This window comes from Brevibacterium casei CIP 102111, assembly GCF_900169275.1.
GTDB lineage: Bacteria > Actinomycetota > Actinomycetes > Actinomycetales > Brevibacteriaceae > Brevibacterium > Brevibacterium casei.
Window position 1 is genome coordinate 160,010 of the sequence record NZ_FXZC01000007.1, and the last position, 16,507, is coordinate 176,516.

Consider the following 16,507-nt stretch of genomic DNA (forward strand, 5'->3'; position numbering starts at 1 on the left):
GGAGGGTATGCCGGCCGCTGGGTGGATCTGCGTGTCACACGCAAGCCAACCCAGCGGCCGGCATCTCACCTCACACCGTCAGCACAACCTTCCCGGTCGTCTTCCGCCCCTCCAGAGCCCGGTGCGCCTCGGCGGCCTCTGCCAACGGGAATGTCTCGCCAATCCTGAAGTCGAGCCAGCCCTTCTCAACGCCGCTCGAGACCATCGCCCACCGCTTCGCTAGTGCCTCGGGCGTCGCAACCATCCACACGAGCGACGGGCGCGAGAGGAAGATTCCGCCCGAGGAGTTCAGCCGCTGGATGTCGAACGGCGGCACCTGACCCGACGCCCCACCGAAGAGCACCATCGACCCGAGCGGCTTGAGCGAGGCGAGCGAGGCATCGAACGTGTCCTTCCCAACCCCGTCATAGGCGACTTCGACGCCCTGACCGTCCGTGAGTTCCCGCACGGTCGCTGCGACATCGACGCCCGGTCCGTAGAGGAACACCTCATCGGCGCCAGCCTTCCGGGAGAGCTCTGCCTTCTCCTCGGTGCTCACCGTCGTGATGACATTGCCGCCCAGATGCTTGATGATCTGGGTGAGCACGAGGCCTACGCCGCCAGCCCCAGCGTGGACAAGCGCCGTGTCGCCCGGCTTGATCGCATGCGACGTCGTCGCCAGATATTGGGCCGTCAGCCCCTGCAGCGGCATCGCCGCAGCCACCTCGGCGCTCACCCCCTCGGGAACGGTGAGGAGATTGTCCGCCGACACGACGACCTGCGTCGCATACGACCCCGGACCCTCGTGCCACGCCACCCGATCACCGACCCGGTAGCTCTCGACACCCTCACCGACGGCGGCGATATGACCCGTGCCCTCGACCCCGACGACATGCGGATAATCCATCGGATAGACCCCTGAACGCCGATACGTATCGATGAAGTTCACGCCCGCCGCCTCGACGTCGACGAGCACCTCACCCGGCCCCGGCCTCGGCGTCTCGATCTCCGCGAACTCCAGCACCTCGGGTCCGCCGGCCTGCATTGCTCGAACCGCCTGGGTCATCACGCCTCCTGCATATAATTTAATGATGCTGTATGGTTATTCATATGAACGATCTGACGGTCGCCGTCTCCGGCGCCACCGGCTATGCCGGGGGAGAGGTCCTCCGACTGCTGAGCACCCACCCCCACTTGAACGTCACCACCGTGTGCGGTCATTCCAGCGTGGGCGAGAAGCTCGGCCGACACCAGCCCCACCTTCCCCGGTTCGCGGACTTCGTCATCGAAGACTCCACCGCCGAGGTGCTCGCCGGCCACGATGTCGTCGTCCTCGCCCTGCCCCACGGCAAGTCCGGAGCGATCGCCCGGGAACTGGCCGAAACCAGCCCCGATACCCTGATCGTAGACCTCGCCGCCGACCACCGGCTCATCAGTCCCGAAGCGTGGGAGACCTTCTACGGCTCACCCCACCAGGGCACATGGACCTACGGCCTGCCCGAACTCCTGCTCGCCGACGGGACGAAGCAGCGCAGCCAGCTCACCGACACCACCCGCATCGCCGTGCCCGGGTGCAACGTCACTGCCGTCACCCTCGGCCTCGCACCGCTGCTCGCCGCCGGGCTCATCATTCCCAAGGGCCTCAACGCGGTCCTCGCCAACGGCGTCTCCGGCGCGGGCAAAGCCCTCAAACCCCACCTCACCGCCGCCGAGATCCTCGGCGACGCGTCCCCCTACGGCACCGGCGGCACCCACCGGCACGTCCCCGAGATCGAACAGAACCTCAACGGCGTCCTCGGCGCCGACCCCGCGAACGGTCCCGTCCGGATCTCCTTCACCCCGACACTCGTCCCCATGACCCGCGGCATCCTCGCCACGATCACCGCCGACCCGGGGGAGAACGTCCCGCGCAGCGCCGACGGCACCCTCGACGCCGACGCGCTCACCGAGGCCTTGACCACCGCGCTCACCGAGGCCTACGCCGACGAACCCTTTGTCCGCGTCCTGCCCGAGGGCCAATGGCCGCGCACCTCGGCGACGACCGGATCGAACGTCGCCCAGATCCAAGCCACCTATGACGCCCGGGCTGAGAAGGTCCTCGTCGTCGTGGCGCTGGACAACCTCGTCCGCGGCACCGCCGGCCAAGCCCTCCAATCCATCCACCTCGCCCTCGGTCTCGACGAGACCACGGCGCTGCCGCAGACAGGAGTCGCCCCATGAGCGTGACCTCACCCCTCGGCTTCACCGCCGCCGGAGTCACCGCCGGCCTCAAACCCAGCGGCACAAAGGACCTCGCCCTTGTTATCAACCAGGGCCCTGCCACCGCCGTCGCCGCCGTCTACACGTCGAACCGCTGTAAGGCCAACCCCGTCATCTGGTCCGAACAGGTTTCGGCCACCGGCCACGCTCGCGCCGTCGTCCTCAACTCCGGAGGCGCGAACTGCTACACCGGCGACTATGGGTTCGCGACCACCCAGCTCACCGCCGAGGAGACCGCGACCCTCCTCACCGATGCGGGCACCCCCACCTCGGCGGATGAGATCCTCATCTGCTCGACCGGGCTCATCGGCGTCGGCGGGGAGGAGTTCCGTACCGGGATCCTCGACCACCTCCCCGAACTCGTCGCCGACGCCTCCGACTCCGTCGAGAGTGGGGAGAACGCCGCCGAGGCGATCATGACCACCGACACCGTCGCGAAGACCGCGACCCGGGAGGGCGAGGGGTACACGATCGGCGGCATGGCCAAGGGCGCAGGCATGCTCGCCCCGGGGCTGGCGACGATGCTCGTCGTCATCACCACCGACGCCCCCCTCGACCAGCCTGTCCTCGACGCCGCACTGCGCACAGCCACCCACAGCACCTTCGACCGGCTCGACACCGACGGGTGCATGTCGACGAACGACACCGTCATCCTCATGAGCTCGGGTGCTGCGGACACGAGCGTCGACTCCACGGAGTTCGAGCACCTCCTCGGCGAGCTCTGCCACGACCTCATGCGCCAACTCCACGTCGACGCCGAAGGCGCCCACCACGACATCGCCATCACCACCCAAGGGGCGGCCACCGAATCCGATGCGGTTACCGTCTCCCGGTCGGTGGCCCGGTCGAACCTCTTCAAGGCCGCGATCTTCGGCGAGGACCCCAACTGGGGTCGCGTCGTCGCCCAGGTCGGGACCACCTCGGCGGACTTCGACCCCACGACGATCGACGTCACGATCAACGGCACCGAGGTCTGCCGATCCTCGGGACCGTACGCCGACCCCGCCGAGGTGGTCTTCGGCCGCAAGGTCGACGTCGTCATCGACCTCCACGCAGGGGATGCGACCGCGACCGTCTGGACCTCGGACCTCACCCACGACTACGTCGAAGAGAACAGCGCCTACTCCACATGAGCACCCAGCCCGACTTCTCCACTAAGTCCACCGCTGCCCGCCTCGCCGCCGCCCAGGTCAAGGCCGAAGCGCTCACCGAGGCGCTGCCGTGGATCAAGACCTTCGCCGGGGCCACGATCGTCATCAAGTACGGCGGCAACGCGATGATCTCCCCGGAACTCCAGCAGTCGTTCGCCGACGACATCGCCTTCCTCCGCTTCGCCGGCATCCGCCCCGTCGTCGTCCACGGCGGGGGACCGCAGATCTCCGCGATGCTCGCCAAGCTCGGCATCGAATCCGAGTTCAAGGCCGGACAGCGGGTGACGAGTGAGGAAGCCGCCGAGGTCATCCGCATGGTGCTCGCCGGCCAGGTCAACCGCGACATCGTCTCCCGCATCAACATGAACGGCAACGCCGCGATCGGGCTCTCCGGTGAGGACGCCGACCTCCTCCTCGCGAACAAGGCCCTCGCCGAGGTGGACGGACAGTCCGTCGACCTCGGCCGGGTGGGCGAGATCGCCGAGGTCAACACCATCGTCCTCACCGAACTCCTCGACGCCGGACGGGTGCCCGTCATCTGCTCGATCGCCGCCGAGATCGGGGGTCAGGCCGGCAAACCGCTCAACATCAACGCCGACCTCGCCGCCTCCGCCGTCGCGAAGGCCCTCAAGGCGCAGAAGCTCATCATGCTCACCGACGTCCCCGGCCTCTACGCGAACTGGCCCGACACGTCCTCGCTCATCTCCCGCATCGGACCCGAGCGGCTGCGCGAACTCCTGCCGAGCCTCGATTCGGGGATGATCCCGAAGATGACCGCGGCGCTTGAGGCGATCGAGCACGGGGTGCAGCAGGCCCACATCATCGACGGCCGGATGGCGCACTCGCTCCTCCTCGAGGTCTTCACCTCCGAGGGCATCGGGACGATGGTCGAGGACACCGTCGTCGAACCCGCATCGCTCGGCGACGGACACCGCGGGCACGCCGAGGACACCGACGACGACTACGCGGAGGCGAGCGATGAGTGAGGCGACCTGGCGCGAGGACTTCTCCCGCGTCCTCTCACCGGTCTTCGGCGCACCGCAGCTCGAGCTCGTCCGCGGACAGGGCTCCTACGTGTGGGATGCCGAGGGCAAACAGTACCTCGACCTCCTCGCCGGGATCGCCGTCAACGCGCTCGGCCACTGCCATCCCGCGTGGGTGAAGGCGGTCACCGAGCAGGCCTCGACCCTCGGCCACATCTCGAACTTCTTCACCTCGCCCCCGCAGATCGCGCTCGCCGAGAAGATCCACGAGATCCTCGACCTGCCTGAAGGCTCTGCCGTGTTCCTCTCGAATTCCGGCGCCGAGGCGAACGAAGCCGCCCTGAAGATGGCCCGCCGCGCCGGTGGTGGGGGACGCCCGATCATCATCGCCGTCGACGGTGCCTTCCACGGCCGGACCATGGGCGCGCTCGCACTCACCGCGAAGGCCGCCTACCGCGAACCCTTCGCCCCCGGCGTGCCCGGTGTCGTCCACGTGCCCTACGGTGACGTCGACGCGCTCGCCGCCGCGATCAACGACACGACCGCCGCCGTGTTCATCGAACCCATCCAGGGTGAGGTCGGCGTCCGTCGGCACCCACCCGGATACCTCCGCGCCGCCCGGGAACTCACCTCGGCGGCCGGTGCCCTCCTCGTCCTCGACGAAGTCCAGACCGGCATCGGGCGGACCGGAACCTGGTACGCCCACCAGGACCCCGCGATCGGCGAGGGCGTCGTCCCCGACATCATCACCTCGGCGAAGGGACTGGGTGGGGGCATGCCGATCGGGGCGACGATCACCGTCGGCGCGGAGAACACCGGCCTGCTCTCCGCCGGTCAGCACGGGACGACCTTCGGCGGCAACCCGATCGCCTGCGCCGCGGCACTCGCCGTCCTCACGACGATCGAGACCGAGGGCCTCATCGACCATGCCCGCCGCCTCGGCGAGCAGCTGAAGTCCGAACTCGCCGCCATTCCGGGGATCGCCGAGGTCACCGGGCAGGGACTCCTCCTCGGGCTCGGACTGGCAGGCGAGAACCCCGATGCCAAGGCCGTGGCGAAACGCGCGCTCGAGGCCGGGTTCATCGTCAACCCCGTCACCCCCGAGCGCCTGCGACTCGCGCCGCCGCTGTGCATCACACACGAGGAGATCGCCCCGTTCCTCGCCGCGCTGCCCGACCTCCTCACCACGACTGACTAGGACCACGATGACCCGCCATTTCCTCAAGGACGCCGACCTCAGCCCCGCCGAGCTCACCGAGGTCCTCGACCTCGCCGCCGAGCTCAAGGCCGCGCCCTACTCGCGGACCCCGCTCGCCGGGCCGCAGACGGCCGCGATCATCTTCGACAAGACCTCGACCCGCACCCGGGTCTCCTTCGCCGCGGGGATCGCTGCCCTCGGCGGGCAGCCGCTCATCATCAACCCCGGTGAGGCGCAGCTCGGGCACAAGGAGTCGATCGCCGACACCGCACAGGTGATGGCGCGGATGGTCTCGGCGATCATCTGGCGCACCTACGCCCAGTCCGGGCTCGAGGAGATGGCCGCGCACTCCTCGGTGCCCGTCGTCAACGCGCTCTCCGATGACTTCCACCCGTGCCAGATCCTCGCCGACCTCCTCACGATCCGCGAACGCCGCGGGACGCTCGCGGGTCTGACGATGAGCTATTACGGGGACGGGGCGAACAATATGGCGAACTCGTACGCCCTCGGCGGGGTCAATGCCGGCATGCACGTGCGCATCGCCGCTCCCGCGGGGTACCAGCCCGATGAGGCGATCATCGCCGAGGCGAACGCGCTCGCTTCGGCGACGGGCGGGTCGCTCACGGTCACCGACGATCCGGTCGCCGCCGCGCACGGTGCCGACGTCCTCGTCACCGACACGTGGGTGTCGATGGGGCAGGACTCGGTCGGCCGTGACGACGAAGACTCGCCGTTCGTCAAGTACCAGGTCACGCAGGAGCTCATGAATCTGGGCAACGACGCGATGTTCCTCCACTGCCTCCCGGCCTACCGGGGCAAGGAGGTCACGGCCGAGGTCATCGACGGACCCGCCTCGGCGGTCTTCGACGAAGCGGAGAACCGCCTGCACGCGCAGAAGGCCCTGCTCACGTTCCTCCTGGAGTCGCGATGAGCGAGAACAGCGTTCCTCAGGCCGGCGCTGCGCCGCTGACGAAGACGGCCCGGCAGCAGAAGATCATCGATCTCATCACCCGCCGGTCCGTGCACTCGCAGATCGAGCTCGCCGATGAGCTCGCGACGATGGGGATCTCCGTGACCCAGGCGACCCTGTCGCGCGACCTCGCCGAGGTGGGGGCCGTGAAGATCCGGTCGACCTCGGGATCCGTGTACGCCGTTCCCGGTGAGGGCGGTGACCGCAGCCTGCAGCAGTCGACGGGGGACAGTCTCGACGCGAAGCTGCCGCGCCTGCTCGAGGAGCTGCTCGTCTCGGCAGCGGCGCAGGACAGCATGGTCGTGCTCCGAACCCCGCCCGGAGCCGCGCAGTATCTCGCCTCGGCGATCGACCGGTCGTCGATGACGGGGATCTTCGGCACGATCGCCGGCGACGACACTGTCCTCGTCATCGCCGATGCCGCGGTCGGCGGGCAGGCGCTCGCGGAGACGTTCCTCGAGTTGGCGGCAGGTGGGGCCGCGGACGGGTGAGGGGGTGCGGGCGTTGGCGCGGGGCGGGATCGGCCCGCGGCCTCGATCCACGCGTACTCTGCGCCGATCCACGCGGCGACGGAAATCCGCGCCGCCCGCGACGCGGAATTCGGGCCTCGCGTGGAACGAGCTGACGAACGCGCCCAGCACCGCCTCGGCGGCGGTGAGACAATGACTGACGATGACCGGTCCTGGATGGGACGGGGACGAACGGCCGTGACACGGCACGAAAGGACGACGAGTGAGTGAACGACTGAGCCTGTGGGGCGGACGCTTCTCCGACGGACCGGCCGATGCGCTGGCCGCGCTGAGCAAGTCGACGGACTTCGACTGGCGCCTCGCGCAGTACGACATCGCCGGGTCGAAGGCGCACGCCGCCGTCCTCCATCGGGCGGGTCTGCTCACCGACGATGAGCTCGCGGGGATGCTCTCCGCTCTTGACGAGCTCGCTCGCCGGGTCGAGTCGGGGGAGTACGTCGCCGCCGAATCCGATGAGGACGTCCACTCCTCGCTCGAGCGCGGACTCATCGAGATCGCGGGTCCCGAGCTCGGCGGGAAGCTGCGGGCAGGTCGGTCGCGCAATGACCAGATCGCGACGATGGGGCGGATGTACCTGCGCGATCACGCCCGCGAGATCGCAGGCCTCGTCCTCGACACCGTCGACGTCCTCATCGCCCAGGCCGAGGAGCACCCTGAGGCGCCGATGCCCGGACGCACCCACCTCCAGCACGCGCAGCCCGTGCTGCTCGCTCACCATCTGCTCGCGCATGCGTGGCCGCTGCTGCGCGATGTCGAGCGGCTCGTCGACTTCGACGACCGTGCCGGGGTCTCCGCGTACGGGTCGGGGGCGCTCGCCGGATCGTCGCTCGGACTCGATCCGCAGGCCGTGGCGGCCGATCTCGGGTTCGCCGATTCGGTCGAGAACTCGATCGACGGCACCGCCTCGCGTGACGTGTTCGCCGAGTACCTCTTCATCACCGCGATGATCGGCATCGACCTCTCGCGGCTGAGCGAGGAGGTCATCGCATGGGCGACGAAGGAGTTCTCGTTCGTCACGCTCCACGACGCGTACTCGACGGGGTCGTCGATCATGCCGCAGAAGAAGAACCCCGACGTCGCCGAGCTCACCCGGGGCAAGGCCGGACGCCTCATCGGCGATCTCACCGGACTGCTCGCCACGCTCAAGGCGCTGCCGCTGGCCTACAACCGCGATCTGCAGGAGGACAAAGAGCCGGTCTTCGACGCGACCGACACGCTCGAGCTCCTGCTGCCGGCGTTCACCGGGATGATCGCGACCCTGAAGTTCGACACTGAGCGGATGGCATTCCTCGCCCCGCGCGGCTTCGCGCTCGCCACCGACATCGCCGAATGGCTCGTCCGCCGCGGCGTGCCGTTCCGCGTCGCCCACGAGCTCTCGGGTGCGGCCGTCCAGCTCGCCGAGTCTCGCGACGTCGAGCTGTGGGACCTCACCGATGAGGACTACGCCGGGATCTCCGAACACCTCACCCCCGAGGTCCGCGAGGTGCTCACGACGCTCGGCTCGATCGACTCCCGCGATGCGAAGGGCGGGACCGCGCGCTCGGCTGTGGCCGTCCAGCTCGAGAACGCCCGCGCCGAGGTGGCCAGGCTGCGGACCTTCGCGGAGTCGCCGCGGAGCGTGTGAGGGGAACCCCCGGCCGCCTCGGCGGGGGAGGACTCACCCCGGACGGCAACGATGACGGTCCCACGTACGCCGTAGAATTGGGAGGGCCGGTTCGAAGCCGGCAGTCCACACAGTTTCGAAAGGACCGAAGTGACCGACGTATTCAGTGACCTCAAAGCCCGCGGGCTCGTGGCGGTGTCGACCGACGAGACCGCGCTCCAGACAGCTCTGGACGAGGAGTCGCTGACCTATTACGTCGGTTTCGATCCGACCGCGCCGAGCCTGCACATGGGCAACCTCGTCCAGCTCATCACGGCCTCGCGCCTTCAGCAGGCCGGGCACAGTCCGCTCGCGCTCGTCGGCGGGGCCACCGGACTCATCGGCGATCCGCGGATGTCGGGGGAGCGGACGCTCAACCCGCGCGAGATCGTCGAGGAATGGGTCGGCAAGATCCGTGCCCAGGTCGAACGCTTCCTCGACTTCACCGGACCGAACGCCGCCCAGGTCGTCAACAACTACGACTGGACGTCGGAGATCTCGGCGATCGACTTCCTCCGCGACATCGGCAAGCATTTCCCGGTCAACCGGATGCTCGCGAAGGAGTCCGTGTCCGCGCGCCTGAAGAACGAGTCCGGCCTGTCCTTCACCGAGTTCTCCTACCAGGTGCTCCAGGGCAACGACTACCTCGAGCTCTACCGCCGCTACGGCTGCACCCTGCAGACCGGCGGGTCCGACCAGTGGGGCAACCTCACCTCGGGCGTCGACCTCGTCCGCCGCGTCGAGGCGACCAGCGTCCACGCGATGGCGACCCCGCTCATCACGAAGGCCGACGGCACGAAGTTCGGCAAGACCGAGTCGGGCACCGTCTGGCTCGACGCCTCGCTGACCAGCCCGTACGCGTTCAGCCAGTTCTGGCTCAACGCCGACGACCGCGACGTCATGAAGTACCTCAAGGTCTTCTCATTCCGTCCGCTCGAGGAGCTCGAGGCCATCGGCGCCGAGTTCGAGGCCGCCCCGCACACCCGACTGGCGCAGAAGGCCCTCGCCGAGGATGTCACCACCCTAGTCCACGGACGTGAGCAGTACGATCAGGCGATCGCCGCGGCTGCCGCCCTCTTCGGCGGCGGCGAGCTGACCTCCCTCGACCCGGCGACCCTCGGTGCCGCGACCGCCGAGCTGCCGCGCGGCGAGGTGCCTGCGGCGTCGCTCGGTGCAGGTGTGCCCGTCGCCGACGCCTTCGTCACCGCGGGCATCGTCAAGTCCAAGGGCGAAGCGCGCCGAGCGATCAAGGACGGCGGCGCCTACGTCAACAACGTCAAGGTGTCCGGTGAGGAGCAGACGCTCACCGCCGACGACGTCCTCGACACCGCAGGTGGGGGAGTCGTCCTCCTGCGTCGCGGCAAGAAGACCCTCGGCGCGGTCGACATCGTCAGCTGAGACCGGAATCGATGAGCCTGGATCGGATGAGCCGATGAGCAGCGACGACGCCGCGCAGCGGGATGCCTCGCCGCACGGCGTCGGTTGTCCTCCGGGTGCGGATGGGCGGGATCTGACCGCCGAGGTCTACCGCCTTCACTACCGGGTGCTCCGCCTCGAACGGGCCCTGGTCCCCCTGTGCTGCCTCGGTGCGGCCGCTCTGCTCGTGCTCGGGACCTTCCTTCCGATGTTCACGGACACCGGCGCCGAGGATGCTGACGAGCCGGTTTCGGTGGCCGCGATCGCGGGCGCCGGGCTGTCGAACTCCGGAGCGGAGGTCCTGCTCGGAGAGGACTCGGGCTCGTCGGACTCCCAGGCGCTTCTCATCGCCTTCCTGGTGGGCTTCGTCGGACTGGCGATCATCGTGGCGATGCTCGTCCTCGTCGTGCTGCCGATCGTCGCCGCGGGGCTGATGACCGGCGGCCGGCGCAGATTCTCGCGGATCGTCGCTGTTCTCGGGCTGGTGGGCTCACTCGTCCCGGTGCTCCTCTCGCTCATCGCCGTCGGGCCCGACGAGTCCGATGCCGGGTGGGGCGGAGCAGTGCTGTTGGCAGGTATGATCGCCTCGCTGGTACTCGTATTCGCCCCGGGGCGTGAGGAAGCTGAGCGTCTCAGCTCGTGGTGAAAGGGCTGCGGCAGGCAGAGCTGCGAGGCGGAACCAGACCTCCGCGTAGGGATCTCCCCAGGCAGAAATGCAGACAACCGCAGTTGCCGACCCGGGTCATGGTGGACGACGATGGAACTCCACGACGAAAGAGGAGCGCACCGTGAAGACCCTGCTCAACCTCATCTGGCTGATCTTCTCCGGCCTGTGGCTGGCCATCGGCTACTACATCGCCGGCATCATCTGCTGCATCCTCATCGTCACCATCCCGTGGGGAATCGCCTCGTTCCGCATCGGCAACTACGCGCTCTGGCCCTTCGGCCGTGAGGTCGTCGACACCGGGACCGCCGGGATCGGTGCGACGATCGGCAACATCATCTGGCTCGTCGTCGCCGGCATCTGGCTCGCGATCGGACACGTCATCACGTCGATCCCGCTGTTCGTCTCGATCATCGGCATCCCGCTCGGATGGGCGAACATCAAACTCATCCCCGTCTCGCTCATGCCTCTGGGCAAGCAGATCGTCGACAGCGACGCCGTGCTGCCCAGGTACCACCAGCGGTGACGAGAACCGGACCTCAGTCCTGAGATGCCTGCTCCTGCAGCTCCTCGAGCGAGATCTCCCCCCGACGCACCGCTTTGAGCACCCGATAGGTCCGAATGACCCGCGGGAGTGCGATGACGAGCAGTCCGCCGAGCATGTTGAAGACGATGACGATGACGAACCACTGGAGGAACTGCAGGATTGAGATGTCGGCGCCGGCGAACATGGCCGCGAAGATCATGATCGCGTTGATCGCCCCGTGGAGCATGCTGAACCCGATGACGAGCAGTCCGGTGACCATGCAGACGATCGCGGTGACCACCTGATTCGTCGCCCCCTGTTGCATGCGCGTGGCCAGGGTGATCGTCGCTCCCGCGAGAAGGGAGAGCCCGATCATCACCGCGAGTGAGGGCTGATCGACGTAGCCGAGGGCCGTGTCGACGAGCACCGCGTGATAGTCGGGCAGGCCGAGGACGATGAGCCAGGCGAACGCCGCCCCGCCCACCAGGTTCGTCGCCAGGCTGATCACCCACAGGCGCACCAGCTGAAGCCAGTTCGCCTCTCCTGCGAGGACGGCATTGAGCGGCAGGAGGAACTCTTCGGTGAACAGCTCGGAATGAGCGAGTTTGAGCGCCAGCAGACCGATGCCGAAGGCCATGCCGGCGAGGATATCCGACCCGGTGGCCTGCTTGACGAGGATCATCGCCAGGATCCCCAGGCCGACGTCGATTCCACCGAAGAGACCGGTGACGATGAGTTCGGGCAGCTTCCGATTGAGACGCGCAGCTCCCTCGGTGACGGTTGCAGACGCCTCCTGGACGAGACCGTCTTCGAGGTCGAGATCGTTCTGGCCGAGACGTTCGCGCTGTTCCTTCTGGGTCATGGACCCAGTCTACGATCCGCGCATGCCGCCTTGTCGGATTAAGACGTCACATCTGGGCGGTGATCCGCCGGCTCGCCTGGAGAAGCGTCGAGGTGTGCCTCTCGAGCTCCTTCCTGGTCGTGTCCCCGGTGTTCGCGACGAGATTGATCGTGCCCAACAGGCTGTCGTCCGGTGACCAGATGGGCGCGGTCGTGCTCAGGCTGTCCTTGCTTCGCTCCGCCTCGGCGAGGAAATAGCCGGTCTCGCGGATCTGCTCGAGATCGTTCCGCAGCTCCTCGAGGTTCTGCAGGCGACCGCTCGAGAGGGCCACCGGCTCGTAGTCGGCGAGCAGGCGCTCCCGATCCTCTTCCTCGGCGTGTGCCAGCAAGACCTTTCCGCCGCCGACGAAGAGGCCGAGCACCTGTCCGACCGGGAACTGGTAGCTCAGGGGATTGGGGGCCTCGAACCGGGAGACGAGCACGCGGCGATCCGCCACCCGGACGAACACCGATGACGTCAGAGAGGTGTGGTCCGTCAGTGGTGAGAGCACGCTCGGCGCGACCAGGGCGAGCCGGTCCTGGAGGACGAACGAGTGCGACATCGGCAGCACCTGGGGACCGAGCGTGTAGCCGCGCGGGGTGCTCTTGAGGTAATCGCGCTTGACCAGCTGGCCGATGAGGCGCTGCGTCGTCGCGAGATGCAGTCCCGTTGCGCGTGAGATCTCGGTCAGGGTCACCGGTTCGTGGGTGCTCGTCACGCACTCGAGGACATCGAGGGCTCGATCGAGCGTCCGTCCCTGGTTGTTCGTCGTTGCCACCGAATGTCCTCCTGAAATCGCCGACGGACCCATCTTCGCAGAGCGAATCGTCGCTGCAGCCCTTGACTTGACGCAGCGGCTGGATCACACTGATCACCACCTACTACACAATGATAGAAACTATCACACAATGATAGGAGCGCGAAGATGCGTGTTGCAGTACTCGGTCTCGGTGAAGCCGGATCGCTCTATTCGGCGGCCTTCGTCGAGGCCGGATGTGAAGTCGTCGGGTTCGATCCGCGCCCGATCGATCCTCCCAGCGGGGTGTCGATGGCGGGCAGCATCGCCGAGGCGGTGGCCGACGCCGATCTCGTCCTCGGACTGACGACGGCCAGGCCATCCGTTGCGGTGGCCGAGGAGGCGTCGGAAGCACTGCAGGACGGCGCGCTCTTCCTCGACCTCAACGCCGCGTCGCCCACACGCAAACAGGAGGTCGCCGAAGCGCTCGGCCCGCGAGCGAAGGTCGTCGACGGTGCGGTCATCGGCTCCGTACCGCGCTACGGTGCCAGAGTCCGCGTACTCCTCTCCGGGGCTCACTCCGAGGAGGCCGCCGAGCTTCTGCGGATCGTCGGAGCCGACGCCGAACCCATCCAGGGACGCATCGGTGACGCCTCCCAGCGGAAGCTGCTCCGCAGCGTTTTCATGAAGGGTCTCGGCGCCCTCATCACCGAATCGATGCGGGCAGGAGAGGAGTCCGGGGAAGTCGACTGGATGCGTGCCCAGATCGCAGGGGAACTCGCCGATGGGGAGGCCACGCTCGATCGGCTCCTCACCGGCACCCGGACGCACGCACTCCGGCGCGCAGCCGAGCTCGGCGACAGCATCGACCTCTTGGCCGAACACGCACACCCCTGGCCGATGAGCGAGGCTGCCCGTTCCGTCCATCTCGGGGTGGGGCGAGCACAGGGTTCGAACCTTGCCGCCGAACTCGTAGCGCTTCCGACGTCCGCCCTCGGCGACGGTGGCGATCGCCTCGGATTCCTCGACTCGGGCATCAAACCCATGTGGGACAGTGCCCCCATCGCCGGACGGGCCTTCACCGTCCTCACACGTCCGGGAGACAATCAAGCCATCCATCGCGCGCTTCCACTCACCCGCCCGGGCGACATCCTCGTCATCGCCGGCGGCGGTGAGACCGACCGGGCGCTCATCGGAGAACTCATCGCTGAACGGGCTCAGATTCGGGGGATCGCAGGAATGGTCATCGACGGCGCCATCCGCGACGCGGCGGAGATCGCACAGCTCGGCTTCCCCGTGTGGGCGAGAGCCGTCTCACCGGCGGGCCCGTACAAATCGGGACCCGGGCGCCTCCGCGAGACGATCTCCGTCGCCGGAGCGGTCTGCCACCACGGCGACTACATCGTCGCCGATGCCGATGGAGTCCTCGTCGTCCCCGCGACCTCAGCCGAACAGGCGGTCGCAGCGGGCAGAGCGGTGATCGCCGACGAACAGCGACGTCAGAAGGAGATCCGCGCGACGGCTGCGAGCAGCACCCAGTCCTAGGACCCACCACCGATCAGAAAGGGGAGGACAACGATGCCTCTCGCCCTTATCGCCCTGGCAGTCTTCATCGCGGTCATCGTGATCTGGAATGTCGTCATCAAACGGAATATGGCCGAGGCGATGCTGCTCGGCTTCATCGTCACACTGCTCTTCGCGGGTGCCAACGCCCCACAGTTCGCCGCCGACGCCTTCGTCGAAGCCTCCGAGAACGAAGTGCTCTACGCCGCGGTCGCGTTCGTGTTCATGACCTACTTCGTCGAACGGACCGGGGTGATGAACAAGCTCATCACGATCCTCTCCTCTCTGCTCGGGCGTCTGCCCGGCGGGCCGGCCTATGTCGACACCGTCGCCTCGGCGGCCATGGGAGCACTGGCCGGGGGATCGAACACAGGCAACGCCGCCGCATCCGGGTCGATCACCGGCCCGTGGATGGTCCGCACCGGCTGGAAACGCGAACGTGCGGCCACCGTCATCGCCGGCAACGCGGGCCTCGGCGCGGCACTTCCGCCGAGTGCGTCGATGATCATCATGATCGGGTTCGCCGGAACCCTGGTGACGACGTCACAGGTGTATCTGGCGCTGCTCGTCGCGGGCTCGTACCAGGTGCTCCTGCGCATCGGACTGACTGCCTGGTTCGTCCACCGCGACGGGATCAGGCCGGAGACGGGAGCCGACCATGTCCCTCTGCGGACATCGCTGCGCCTCGGCTGGACCTCAGTGCTCGTCTTCCTCGGCGCGATCATTCCGATCCTCATCACCGTCGGACCTCTCGCGGACTTCCTCTCATCGATCGCCACGATCGGGGAGTCGCTGGGCAATATCTCACTCATCATGTGGATCCCGATCCTCATCATCGCCATCAGCGCGATCGTCGCCCGGAAGGAGCTCCCGAAGAGCGCTCGGCAATGGTGGGAGTTCCTCGCCGGTTCCGTCCCCCGCTTCTACACCATCGGCGCGATCCTCTTCTTCGCGATCATGGCCTCCGAGGTGCTGGCCTGACTGGGCCTCGACACCGATGTCACCTCGCTCCTGGAGACACTCGATCTTCCTCTCTGGCTGCTGGTCACGCTCATCGGCGTCCTCGTGGTCGTCGTCGCCGGTCCGCTCTCGTCGACAGCGACCCTGAGCGCGGTCGGGCAGGTGGCGCTGTTCTCGATGGTCGCGGCGGGCATCGACCCTTTGCTCGCCGTCGTCGCGATCCTCGTTTTCGCCTCGACGGAAGGCGCCTCACCGCCGGCCTCGGGATCGATCTTCGTCGCCTCAGGCCTCACCGAGGCGCAGCCGGAGAAGACATTCATCCCCCTGGTCATCTACTACGTCGTACCCATCTTCATCCTCGGCGTGCTCATCGCGCTGAGCATCGTCCCTGTTCCCCTGGGAGGCTGACATGAGAAACGCACTGAACACCATCCTGCTCCCGCTCTTCACCATGGCCATGGCGATCTTCCTCGTCCTTGCCTTCACCACCGTCATCACCCAGCTCGTCGGTCTCGTCTTCGCTCAGGGGGCGTGGATCGACACCGCCTATGAGGCGTTGGCGCGACCGAGCATCATCGCCGCCATCGTCGTCAGCCTCCTCGGCTACGCCTATTACACGACCACCGGCGCCGAGGCGGATGACTGATGCTCTGTCACCGGGCCGGCTGCGGGGATCCTCCCGCAGCCTGCCCTCGGGGCGCCCTCGTGAAGAGCCCCTTTCCCGCTTGACTACAGCGGTGACGGTTGTCACAGCCGAAGTTTCGGTTTTCGGGTTGCGTGGGGGTGTTCTGGTGGTCTAGAGTTATATCTCGTTCGCCTCACCGGGAACATCACAACAACGGGGTGTTTCCACCGGGTGTCACCAGCACAAACACGAGTTTGGCCGGGATACTTCCGGGTGTGTGGTTCGGGCGGACGCAATCCTGTGGATGCCCCCAACGAGCACGCGAATATTCGTGTGTGGTGTGGGTGTGTGTTTGTGGTTTGAGAATCCAATAGCGTGTTTGTTTGAACAATGTGATGCCAGAAATTTTTTCTGGTAAGACAACC

At 67.4% G+C, this 16,507-nt stretch carries 18 protein-coding genes; 14 read left to right on the forward strand and 4 right to left on the reverse strand.

Features of this window, described 5'->3' with window-relative positions; translation table 11 throughout:
• Positions 1 to 70: 70 nt before the first annotated feature.
• Positions 71 to 1,045 carry a quinone oxidoreductase family protein gene (locus BC102111_RS15390; RefSeq protein WP_095376886.1) on the reverse strand — a complete coding sequence of 325 codons (975 nt, stop codon included), beginning with the start codon at positions 1,043 to 1,045 and terminating at the stop codon, positions 71 to 73.
• A gap of 44 nt (positions 1,046 to 1,089) precedes the next feature.
• Here BC102111_RS15390 and argC point away from each other — a divergent pair, with 44 nt between their 5' ends.
• From argC to BC102111_RS15440, 10 genes are all read left to right on the forward strand, one after another.
• Positions 1,090 to 2,199, forward strand: a complete 1,110-nt coding sequence (gene argC, locus BC102111_RS15395; protein ID WP_095376887.1) for an N-acetyl-gamma-glutamyl-phosphate reductase — start codon at positions 1,090 to 1,092, stop codon at positions 2,197 to 2,199.
• Positions 2,196 to 3,371 carry a bifunctional glutamate N-acetyltransferase/amino-acid acetyltransferase ArgJ gene (gene argJ / locus BC102111_RS15400; RefSeq protein WP_101624777.1) on the forward strand — a complete coding sequence of 392 codons (1,176 nt, stop codon included), beginning with the start codon at positions 2,196 to 2,198 and terminating at the stop codon, positions 3,369 to 3,371. Before argC ends, argJ begins: the two co-directional genes overlap by 4 nt.
• Complete coding sequence (argB, locus tag BC102111_RS15405; RefSeq protein WP_101624778.1) at positions 3,368 to 4,375, forward strand: acetylglutamate kinase; 1,008 nt, start codon at positions 3,368 to 3,370, stop codon at positions 4,373 to 4,375. Before argJ ends, argB begins: the two co-directional genes overlap by 4 nt.
• Positions 4,368 to 5,570 carry an acetylornithine transaminase gene (locus tag BC102111_RS15410; RefSeq protein WP_101624779.1) on the forward strand — a complete coding sequence of 401 codons (1,203 nt, stop codon included), beginning with the start codon at positions 4,368 to 4,370 and terminating at the stop codon, positions 5,568 to 5,570. The genes argB and BC102111_RS15410 overlap by 8 nt, the downstream gene beginning before the upstream one ends.
• Positions 5,571 to 5,577: 7 nt before the next feature.
• The gene (gene argF / locus BC102111_RS15415) at positions 5,578 to 6,501 is read left to right on the forward strand and encodes an ornithine carbamoyltransferase (protein ID WP_101624780.1); all 924 of its coding nucleotides are present in this window, start codon (positions 5,578 to 5,580) and stop codon (positions 6,499 to 6,501) included.
• The gene (locus tag BC102111_RS15420; protein WP_063250028.1) at positions 6,498 to 7,031 is read left to right on the forward strand and encodes an arginine repressor; all 534 of its coding nucleotides are present in this window, start codon (positions 6,498 to 6,500) and stop codon (positions 7,029 to 7,031) included. The genes argF and BC102111_RS15420 overlap by 4 nt, the downstream gene beginning before the upstream one ends.
• Before the next feature lie 241 nt (positions 7,032 to 7,272).
• The gene (argH, locus tag BC102111_RS15425) at positions 7,273 to 8,694 is read left to right on the forward strand and encodes an argininosuccinate lyase (RefSeq protein ID WP_101624781.1); all 1,422 of its coding nucleotides are present in this window, start codon (positions 7,273 to 7,275) and stop codon (positions 8,692 to 8,694) included.
• A gap of 129 nt (positions 8,695 to 8,823) precedes the next feature.
• Positions 8,824 to 10,110, forward strand: a complete 1,287-nt coding sequence (tyrS, locus tag BC102111_RS15430; RefSeq protein ID WP_101624782.1) for a tyrosine--tRNA ligase — start codon at positions 8,824 to 8,826, stop codon at positions 10,108 to 10,110.
• 34 nt (positions 10,111 to 10,144) lie between these two features.
• Positions 10,145 to 10,774, forward strand: coding sequence for a hypothetical protein (locus BC102111_RS15435; RefSeq protein WP_101624783.1), 630 nt, complete (start codon positions 10,145 to 10,147; stop codon positions 10,772 to 10,774).
• Positions 10,775 to 10,916: 142 nt separating this feature from the next.
• Positions 10,917 to 11,318: a YccF domain-containing protein gene (locus BC102111_RS15440; protein WP_009381140.1), complete on the forward strand. Its 402-nt coding sequence runs from the start codon at positions 10,917 to 10,919 to the stop codon at positions 11,316 to 11,318.
• A gap of 13 nt (positions 11,319 to 11,331) precedes the next feature.
• On the opposite strand, the gene BC102111_RS15445 is transcribed toward BC102111_RS15440, so the two are convergent.
• Both BC102111_RS15445 and BC102111_RS15450 read right to left on the reverse strand, forming a co-directional pair.
• Positions 11,332 to 12,180: a formate/nitrite transporter family protein gene (locus BC102111_RS15445; RefSeq protein ID WP_101624784.1), complete on the reverse strand. Its 849-nt coding sequence runs from the start codon at positions 12,178 to 12,180 to the stop codon at positions 11,332 to 11,334.
• Positions 12,181 to 12,226: 46 nt separating this feature from the next.
• Complete coding sequence (locus BC102111_RS15450) at positions 12,227 to 12,976, reverse strand: IclR family transcriptional regulator (RefSeq protein ID WP_101624785.1); 750 nt, start codon at positions 12,974 to 12,976, stop codon at positions 12,227 to 12,229.
• Between the two features lie 147 nt (positions 12,977 to 13,123).
• Here BC102111_RS15450 and BC102111_RS15455 point away from each other — a divergent pair, with 147 nt between their 5' ends.
• Genes BC102111_RS15455 through BC102111_RS15465 form a run of 4 tightly spaced genes read left to right on the forward strand, consistent with a single transcriptional unit; the run spans position 13,124 to position 16,103 of the window.
• Positions 13,124 to 14,479: an RraA family protein gene (locus BC102111_RS15455; RefSeq protein ID WP_101624786.1), complete on the forward strand. Its 1,356-nt coding sequence runs from the start codon at positions 13,124 to 13,126 to the stop codon at positions 14,477 to 14,479.
• Between the two features lie 33 nt (positions 14,480 to 14,512).
• Positions 14,513 to 15,478 (forward strand): TRAP transporter large permease subunit, encoded by a 966-nt coding sequence (locus tag BC102111_RS15460; RefSeq protein WP_197907857.1) that lies wholly within the window; start codon positions 14,513 to 14,515, stop codon positions 15,476 to 15,478.
• On the forward strand, positions 15,479 to 15,865 hold the full coding sequence (locus BC102111_RS17900) for a TRAP transporter large permease subunit (protein WP_197907874.1): 387 nt from the start codon (positions 15,479 to 15,481) through the stop codon (positions 15,863 to 15,865). It begins immediately after the preceding gene.
• Between the two features lies 1 nt (position 15,866).
• On the forward strand, positions 15,867 to 16,103 hold the full coding sequence (locus BC102111_RS15465; RefSeq protein ID WP_101624787.1) for a hypothetical protein: 237 nt from the start codon (positions 15,867 to 15,869) through the stop codon (positions 16,101 to 16,103).
• Positions 16,104 to 16,287: 184 nt separating this feature from the next.
• On the opposite strand, the gene BC102111_RS17905 is transcribed toward BC102111_RS15465, so the two are convergent.
• On the reverse strand, positions 16,288 to 16,507 hold a 220-nt coding region (locus BC102111_RS17905), incomplete at its 5' end, for a hypothetical protein (protein WP_219618477.1).